This is a genomic window from Phenylobacterium sp. (genome assembly GCF_016793225.1).
Lineage (GTDB): Bacteria > Pseudomonadota > Alphaproteobacteria > Caulobacterales > Caulobacteraceae > Phenylobacterium.
Genome location: NZ_JAEUMN010000061.1, coordinates 1 through 8,116, shown reverse-complemented (window position 1 = coordinate 8,116; position 8,116 = coordinate 1). Strand labels below are relative to the sequence as shown.

The window sequence follows — 8,116 nt, the reverse complement described above, 5'->3', positions numbered from 1 at the left end:
TTGGCGGAGCCGCCCTACGCCGCCTGACCCAGGCTCAGGGACTCGTATCGGGCAAGGTGGTGATCCACCGAGCCGAAGGCGGTCTCGATCATGGTGGCGCGCTTGAAGTAGTGGCCGATCGCCATCTCGTCGGTCATGCCCATGCCGCCGTGCAGCTGGATGGCGTTCTGGCCGACGAAGCGGCAGGCCTTGCCGATCTGCACCTTGGCGGCCGAGACCGCCTTCGCGCGCTCGGCGTCGTCGGTGACCTTGATGTTGGCCATGTAGGTCATCGACACCGCCTGCTCGACGTTGATGAACATGTCGACCATGCGGTGCTGCAGCACCTGGAACGAGCTGATCGGCACGCCGAACTGCTTGCGCTGCTTGGTGTACTCCAGCGTGCCCTCGTGCAGCTTGCGCAGCACGCCGCAGGCCTCGGCGCAGGTGGCCGAGATCGCCTCGTCCACCACCTTCTCCACCAGCGGCAGGCCGTTGTCGGCCGGGCCGATCAGGGCGTCGGCGCCCAGGCTCACGTTCTCGAAGTAGACCTCCGAGGCGCGGTTGCCGTCGACCGTCGGATAGTCGCGCGTGGTGACGCCCTTGGCGCCCTTCTCGACCAGGAACACCGAGACGCCCTGCGCGTCGCGGGGGCCGCCGGCGGTGCGCGCGGTGACGATCAGGTGGGTGGCGAACGGGGCGCCCAGCACCACCGCCTTGTGCCCGTTCAGCACCCAGCCGGCGCCGTCCTTCTTCGCCGTCGTTTCCAGGGCGGCCAGGTTGTAGCGGCCCTTGGGCTCGGCGTAGGCGAAGGCGAAGATGTTCTTGCCCTCGATGATGCCGCCGATCAGGTCGGCCGCGCCCGCGTGGCCCGAGTGCTTCAGGAAGCCGCCGCCGATCACCACCGTGCCGAGGTAGGGCTCGACGACCAGCGCCTTACCGAACTCCTCCATCACGACCATGTTCTCGATCGGACCGCCGCCCAGGCCACCCAGCTCTTCCGAGAACGGCGCCCCCAGGATGCCGAGTTCCTCGGCGAAGGCCTTCCAGACCTCCGGCCGCCAGCCCGGCTCCTTGGTCACCACGGCCCGACGCTTGTCGAAGTCGTAGTTGTCCGCGAGGTACGCCGCGACCGTGTCGCGAAGCATCGACTGTTCTTCGGTGAAGCTGAAATCCACGGGGCCGTCTCTTCCGCTGGTGTGTGTTCTGGGTGGTTGGCTTGAGCTTTAGAGCCCCAGCACCGCCTTGGCGATGATGTTGCGCTGGATCTCGTTCGAGCCGCCGTAGATCGACGTCTTGCGGCCGTTGAACATCTCGCCCGCGAGGCCTTCGGCGTACTCGGGTCCGACGCCGGCGGCGTTGCCGCCCAGGTCGCGCAGGAACGGCGCGCCGTAGTGGCCCACCGCCTCCAGCGCCAGCTCCTGCAGGCGCTGCTGGATCTCGGTGCCCTTGATCTTGAGGATCGAGCTCTCGGGGCCGGGGCCCTTGCCGCTCGATTCACCGGCCAGCGTGCGCAGCTCGGTGAACTCCAGCGCGGTCAGGTCGATCTCCAGCTCGGCCACCTTGCGGCGGAAGAAGCTGTCCGCGATCAGCGCCGAGCCCGTGTCGCTCCGCTCGGTGCCCGCGATGGTCCGCAGCTTCTCGAGATTGCGCTTCGAGCGGGCCACGCCGGCGATCCCGCTGCGCTCGTGCGCCAGCAGCGCCTTGGCGCAGGTCCAGCCCTGGTTCTCATGGAAGATGCGGTTCTCGACCGGCACCTTCACGTTGTCGAGGAAGACGTCGTTGACCTCGTGGCCGCCTTCCAGGGTGATGATCGGGCGCACGGTGATGCCGGGCGTCTTCATGTCGATCAGCAGGAACGAGATGCCCGACTGCGGCTTGGCGTCGGGGTCGGTGCGCACGAGGAAGAAGCCCCAGTCGGCGTGCTGGCCCAGGGTCGTCCACGTCTTCTGGCCGTTGACGAGGTAGTACTCCTTGCCGTCGTCGCCGGTGATGCGCTCGGCCTTGGTCTTGAGGTTGGCCAGGTCGGAACCCGCGCCCGGCTCGGAGTAGCCCTGACACCACCAGACTTCGCCGTTGTAGATGCCCGGCAGGAACCGCTTCTTCTGCTCGTCCGTGCCGAAGGTGTAGATCACCGGGGCCAGCATCGACAGGCCGAAGGGCAGGAGGCCCAGGCAATCGGCGCGGGCGGTCTCCTCGGACCAGATGTACTTCTGCGTGGGCGTCCAGCCCGTGCCGCCCAGTTCCTTCGGCCAGCCCGGCGCCACCCAGCCCTTCTTCGCCAGCACCTTGTGCCAGAGAAGGTACTCGTCCTTGGTCAGCGGGCGGCCCTCGTCCTGCGCCTTGCGCAGCTCGGCGGGGTAGTTCTCCGCGATGAAGGTCCGGACCTCCTCGCGGAAGGCGTTTTCTTCCGGGGTGAAGTCGAGGTTCATGGCCACTGCTCCGTCGGGCGCCACATGCGCCGCTCTCGGGCCGACCCTATACGCGCGGCGATGCCGGCGCGAAAGATGACGCTTGCGTCAACGTAAGGTCACATCGCCCGCTCCCGCTCAGACCGACAGCCCCGGATCCCCCTCCAGCACCTCCTGGACGAGCCGGGGGCGCTCGCCGGGCTTCCACAGCCTGGCGGTGTGGACCACGCGATAGCGGAGATCGCCGCCGTCCGGCCGTTCGCTGCGCGCGATCGGGCGCGGGATGCAGACGAACTCGGTGCGCATCTCGTCGGCGCTCAGCCGGACCGTGGCGTAGCCGTGCCCGCCCATGTCCACGAACTCGAGGTGCGGCGCGAGCGCGGGGTTCGAAAGCGCACGCGCGGCGCCTGCGTCGAAGCTCCGGGCGTACTCGAGGCAGGCCCGCACCCCGTGCTTCAGCAGCATGTTGAAGGTCGGGTCGGGTTTGGCCGCGCCCGGCCGGTCCGCCAGGAACAGCGGCCGCAGCGGATGGTCCTTCTTGAGCGTGTGTTCGTACGCCTCCAGGCCCCCCGGGCTGGAGAGTGACCCCCCGATGAAGCTCAGCCCCACGGGCTCGAACTTGCCGGGCGGGAGCTGCGCCGACGCGTAGCCGGCCCAGAAGCTGTGGCGGTCGCCCGAGACGATGGCGAAGCCGGTGATGCCGGCGTCGCGGACCAGGTCGCAGATCTCGGCGCGCTCGGCATAGGCGGTGCTGTGGTCGCCCGCGGCGAGGATCGCGAAGTCGCCGGGCCAGGGCTTGGCCATGCCGGGCGGCAGGTTCTGGGGATCGGCGCGCGAAACCAGTGTGCCCTTGGAGTTGCCCCAGATCTTCCAGGTGGCGCGCGAGGCCTTGAGCCGGGCCTTGAACCAAGCCTTCTGCTCGGCCCCCAGGATGGTCTGCGGCGGCGCGTCCTTCTGGGGATTGGGCACGCTGACGCCGCCGTAGGTCAGCTCGGCCGGCGGACGCCCGCCGCCAAAGGTCCGGCCGCCGTCGAGCGTCTGGGCCGCGTCCTCCTGGAACATGCCGAGGAACTCAGGCGGCGTCAGCTTGTCGAGGGCGGGGTCCTCGAACGGGCTCGCGCTGCGATAGCTGTGCTGGTCGGTGATGAGCAGCTCCAGGTGTCGCCCGTAGCGGAAGGCGCGGTAGCCGATCAGGCTGTTGATCGCCGCGAGGTTGTTCGGCTCGTCGCCCAGGCCGTCGGCGTCCCAGCGCTCGATCTTCACGTTCTGGACGGTGGGCGGGTCGAACGTGTCCCACGACGCGCCCGCGGCCTTCCGGCAGCGGGACGGCAGATACTCCCACCAGGCCTGGTTCGCGGCGACCTTCAGCGTCTGGCCGGGACGGGCGGGACCGCCCTGCTTCAGGATGCTCTGCCAACCCTGCCAGGAGAATTCGTGGTTGTCCCAGATGGCCACGAACGGCCAGCGCGCCCGCGCGTCCTTCAGGTCCGGGTCAGCCAGGAAGCCCCGATAGCAGGCGCGGTAGCCCTCCAGGGTCAGCGGATAGTGCAGTTTTCCGGGCCTGCCGCCGTCGGGGAACCGCGCCACCTCGTAGATCGTGCGGTCGAAGCGCTTGCCCCCCTCCTCCGGGTACTGCAGCACCTCGTAGATGAAGTCCCCCAGGTGGAGGACGAAGCCCAGCTGGTCCTCCGGCTTCGCGCGCTCGTCCTCGAAGATCATCCGGCGATAGCCGTTCAGCTTGCCCTCGTTGATGCTCTGGCAGCTCACGAAGGCGAAGGTCACGGGCCTGGGGTCACCCTCACGCGGCGCGGTGACGGTCCGCCCCACCCGGCTGCCGTTCCCCTCGACGTCGGCGAAGCGGTACCAATAGACGCGCGATGGCCGCAGCCCTCCGACCAGCACCCGCGTGGTCCAGTCCGCCGCCGCCGAGACGGGGGTGCGGGCGCGGGCCACGACGCGGCGAAACTCCCGGTCTTCGGCGACCTCGACCGAGAGCATGCGCCGCACGCCCTCGGCATAGGGGCGGCGGGTCCACAGGATGACGCTATGGGAATCCGGATCGCCGGAGGCGACGCCCTCGGGATAGAGATCCTCGCGCTCGCGCCAGGCCAGGCGTGAAGCGCGCGCCGGCCCACTCCACGCCACCGCCGCGCCCAATGCGGCCGCCATGCGCAGGAACTCCCGGCGATCGTTTGTCATGGGCGCCCCCGCTCCCGGGCTTCCGCCCCGCTCGCCCCACGCTGCACCTGATGGGGCCGCGCCGGAAGCACCGCTCGTCGCGTTTTCCGGGCCGCTTTGGCGCAGCCGGCGATCGCCGATGTGGAAGAAGGCCCCACGTCATCTTGGCAGCACGAACCGGATCGGGATGCGCACCGTCCCGCCCTCGACCGGCTGCCCGTCCCTCGTCGCGAGACGCATAAGGAACAGAGGCATGAGCTTGAGCGCGGCGTCTCCGAAACCCTCGCCCGTCGGGTACTCGTCCACCGTGCGGCACTCCGCGAGAGTCCCCTGCTTCGTCACGCTGCAACTCGTCACAACCGCGCCGGAAAGACCCCTTCGCAACGCTCGGCGGGGATAGACGCGCGCGACGTCATCCCCAGTGGGGCGTCGCAGCCACTCAGGCGGCACGACGCTCGCTTCGGAAGGCCGCGAAGCGTCCTGGGATTGGAAGTGGAACGGGATCGCAATTCGGCCGCGGGGGCGCGGCAGCTCGGGAAGCGTCATCTCGGCCGCGAGCCTGCGGGCTTCAGCCTCCACACCCGCGCTCACGGCGCCGATGGCCCGGCAGTTGTCCAGTTTATGGCCCTCGTATCGGCAATCGAGTTCGACGTGACCCGCGATCGTGCTGGTGACGTAGGTGAGCGGTGCTGACCGGATGTCGACCGGCCTGACGAAGCGGATCGGCAAATACAAGCGTCGACCCGCCACGGGAGCACCGTCGCGATCCACCGGCCTCATCCGGAACCTGTCCGCAAGTGAAACCGCTGAAGCGCCAAAGCCGGCGCCTGCCGGCTCCTCGCCATCGACGACGCAGTCGGCGAGGCTCCCGGCCTCCGTCACGGTGCAGGCGATGCGGGCTGTCCCGACAAGGAACGCATCGGCCGCCGCTTTCGGATAGACCCTCATCTGATCGTCGAAGGCGGGACGCCGATCCCAGATCGGCTTCACGACCAAGGATGTTACCGGGGCCGCTTCGCCGGGGGCCGTCGCCACGACGGTCTGAAGCAGCGCGCCCATCAAGGCCGTGGTCATCCGCCCTCTCCCCGGACATAACTCAAGGCTAAGCCGCGACGGTCCTACCGGTTTGCCCGCAACTCGACCTGCACCATCACCCGCGCGCCCGGCCTGGTCCCCGACGAGGCCTTGGCGCGCAGGGCCGCGGGACCGGCGGCCGCGACCAGGTTCGGGCTCCGCGGGCGCGAGTCGACCAGGACGCAGTTGTCGAGGCTCCGGTCGTCGCGGACCCGGCAGTTGAAGCCCACGTTCCCCACCCGGCCCTCGTCGTCGTAGATCACGATCGCCGGCAGCTTCGCCTTCGCCGGGTTCAGCCACTGGATCGGGAAGCGCACGGTGCGGCCGGCCGTGGCGGCGCCGGACGGCGCCTTGGTGGGCATCTGGAACCGGCCGCTCACGGCCAGTGCGGCGGCGCCGAAGCCGGGGCCGGTCTCGCTCAGCGACACGCAGTCCTTGAGCCCGCCGCCGGCGTCGACCGTGCACTCGATCGTCGCCGAGCCGGCGAGGTTCGCCGCCAGCGCCTCGGGCGGATAGGCCTTGGTCATCTCCTCGGCGCCGGGGGTCTTGCTCCACCCCGGCATGTCCGCGGTTGACGGCGGCGGGCGCTGCGGCGCGGCGGCCTGCAGCATGAGCGCGATGACTAGGGCGGGCATGTCCCAGCTCCCCGATAAGGCGACCTCTCCGAAACTGAACCCTGGCCATGGGAGTTGGCAACCTTGCCCTGCATGGCTTGCCACTGCGCGGCGCACCCGCCACAACCCCCGCCTCAATGCCCCGCATCGTCACCTACAACGTCCACCGCTGTGTCGGGAACGATCGCCGCCTCGACGTGGGCCGCATCGCCGCGGTCCTGGCCCGGCTCGATCCGGACATCGTGGCGCTGCAGGAGCTGGACGTCGGCCGCAGGCGCACCGGCGGCGTGGACCAGGCGCACGAGATCGCCCAGCGCCTGTCGATGAACCACCACTTCCACGCCGCCATGGAAGTCGAGGAAGAGCGCTACGGCGACGCCATCCTCACCCGGCTGCCCGAGCGGCTGGTGAAGACCGGGCCGCTGCCCGGCCATCCGCGGGTCGCGGCCCTGGAGCCGCGCGGCGCGCTCTGGGTCGAGGTGCAGGTGGAAGGCCGCCCGCTGCAGGTGATCAACACCCACCTCGGGCTCGTCCCGCGCGAGCAGCAGGTGCAGGCGGCCGAACTGGCCGGCGCGCGATGGCTCGAGCATCCGAAGTGCCAGTGGCCGGCGATCCTCACCGGCGACTTCAACGCCACCTCAAGCTCGATCGTCTATCGCACCCTCACGCAGCATCTGCGCCCGGCCCGGCGGCTGGCGCGCCGACGGCAGCCTTCGTCCACCTTCCCCTCGCCGCTGCCCGTCCTGCGCATCGACCACCACTTCGTGAGCCCGGGGATCGAGGTCGCGGACGTGTTCGCGCCGTTCGACCCGCTGTCGCGGACCGCGTCCGACCACCTGCCGCTGGTGATGGACTTCGACCTCGCCTGACCCGCGGAAGACCGGCGCTCAGCCCTCGTACGTGAGCTCGCGCGCCTGCCGGAACAGCCGCTGGCGCCGGCGCCAGACGCGCCAGGCGTCGCTGGGATCGGCGGGATCGCCCAGGTGGAACGCCGCCACGAGTCCGCCCAGGCGGCTGCGACGTGAGGGATCGACCGGCTGCAGGCGCCCATCGCGGTTCAGGTGGTCGATGGCCTGCACCAGGCTCCCGCGTTCGGCCCGCGCCTTGCCCACGGCGTCGCCGGTCACGCCCATGAAGTGGCCCACGAGGCGGTCGCGCATGGCCGAGATGGTCATCCGGGCCTCGTCGTCGGCCGCCTCCACCGCCAGTTCGATCTCGGTGTCGTAGCCGAAAGAGCGGTTGTTGAGGTTGGCCGAGCCCACGCGGATGATCTGGTCGTCCAGGATGCTGACCTTCGAGTGCACGATGATGTTCGAGCCGCCCGAGGTGGTCGGATAAAGGGCGCGGAACCTGCCGAAGACGTCCGCCGCCCGCAGCCGCCAGATCATCACCCCGCGGGCGTGGTCCATCGTCATCTGGTCGAAGTAGCTGGGCGAGTGGCCCGTGGTGACGACGACGACCTCGGGACCGTCGGGCTCGGCGAGCCGCCGCGCCAGCGCCTCGGTGATCACAGGCGAGGTGAAGTACTGGTTCTCGAGATAGATCGTCTCCCGCGCCCGGGCGATGGAGGCCAGTGCGAGGCAGCGAATTTCCTCGATCCTCGGCTGATCGCGCCAATCGGGATGGGTGCGGGAGATCGCAACGCGAGGGCGCGTCATGTGCACTGGAACGTGGTCCGGCCAGGGATCGCCGCCGGCGTCCTCGGGCGGGGCGATCTCCTCGCCCTTGGTCCCTATCCGCCAGCGCATCCGGAAGTGGTCGCCCAGCGCGCGCGCCGCGTCGCCGTCGACCATCATCATGACCTCGTGCCGCGGGTCATGGCATTCCTGGTCGGGCATGATGCGCCGGCGGTCATGCTCC

The 8,116-nt window shown here is 69.8% G+C and carries 7 protein-coding genes; 1 reads left to right on the top strand and 6 read right to left on the bottom strand.

Features of this window, described 5'->3' with window-relative positions:
- Positions 1–14 precede the first annotated feature (14 nt).
- The 5 genes from JNK30_RS06915 to JNK30_RS06895 form a co-directional block, all read right to left on the bottom strand.
- Positions 15–1,157 (bottom strand): acyl-CoA dehydrogenase family protein, encoded by a 1,143-nt coding sequence (locus tag JNK30_RS06915; RefSeq protein ID WP_293481326.1) that lies wholly within the window; start codon positions 1,155–1,157, stop codon positions 15–17.
- Positions 1,158–1,205: 48 nt separating this feature from the next.
- The gene (locus JNK30_RS06910) at positions 1,206–2,411 is read right to left on the bottom strand and encodes an acyl-CoA dehydrogenase family protein (RefSeq protein ID WP_293481325.1); all 1,206 of its coding nucleotides are present in this window, start codon (positions 2,409–2,411) and stop codon (positions 1,206–1,208) included.
- A gap of 117 nt (positions 2,412–2,528) precedes the next feature.
- A complete protein-coding gene (locus tag JNK30_RS06905; RefSeq protein WP_293481324.1) occupies positions 2,529–4,589 on the bottom strand; it encodes an alkaline phosphatase D family protein in 2,061 nt (686 codons plus the stop codon).
- Between the two features lie 138 nt (positions 4,590–4,727).
- Positions 4,728–5,642 (bottom strand): energy transducer TonB, encoded by a 915-nt coding sequence (locus JNK30_RS06900; protein ID WP_293481323.1) that lies wholly within the window; start codon positions 5,640–5,642, stop codon positions 4,728–4,730.
- 44 nt (positions 5,643–5,686) lie between these two features.
- The gene (locus JNK30_RS06895) at positions 5,687–6,277 is read right to left on the bottom strand and encodes a TonB family protein (protein ID WP_293481322.1); all 591 of its coding nucleotides are present in this window, start codon (positions 6,275–6,277) and stop codon (positions 5,687–5,689) included.
- A gap of 116 nt (positions 6,278–6,393) precedes the next feature.
- On the opposite strand from JNK30_RS06895, the gene JNK30_RS06890 reads away from it, so the two are divergent.
- On the top strand, positions 6,394–7,125 hold the full coding sequence (locus JNK30_RS06890) for an endonuclease/exonuclease/phosphatase family protein (protein ID WP_293481321.1): 732 nt from the start codon (positions 6,394–6,396) through the stop codon (positions 7,123–7,125).
- Positions 7,126–7,143: 18 nt separating this feature from the next.
- On the opposite strand, the gene JNK30_RS06885 is transcribed toward JNK30_RS06890, so the two are convergent.
- Positions 7,144–8,116, bottom strand: a 973-nt coding sequence (locus tag JNK30_RS06885) for a phospholipase D-like domain-containing protein (RefSeq protein ID WP_293481320.1), incomplete at its 5' end; no start/stop codon positions are given.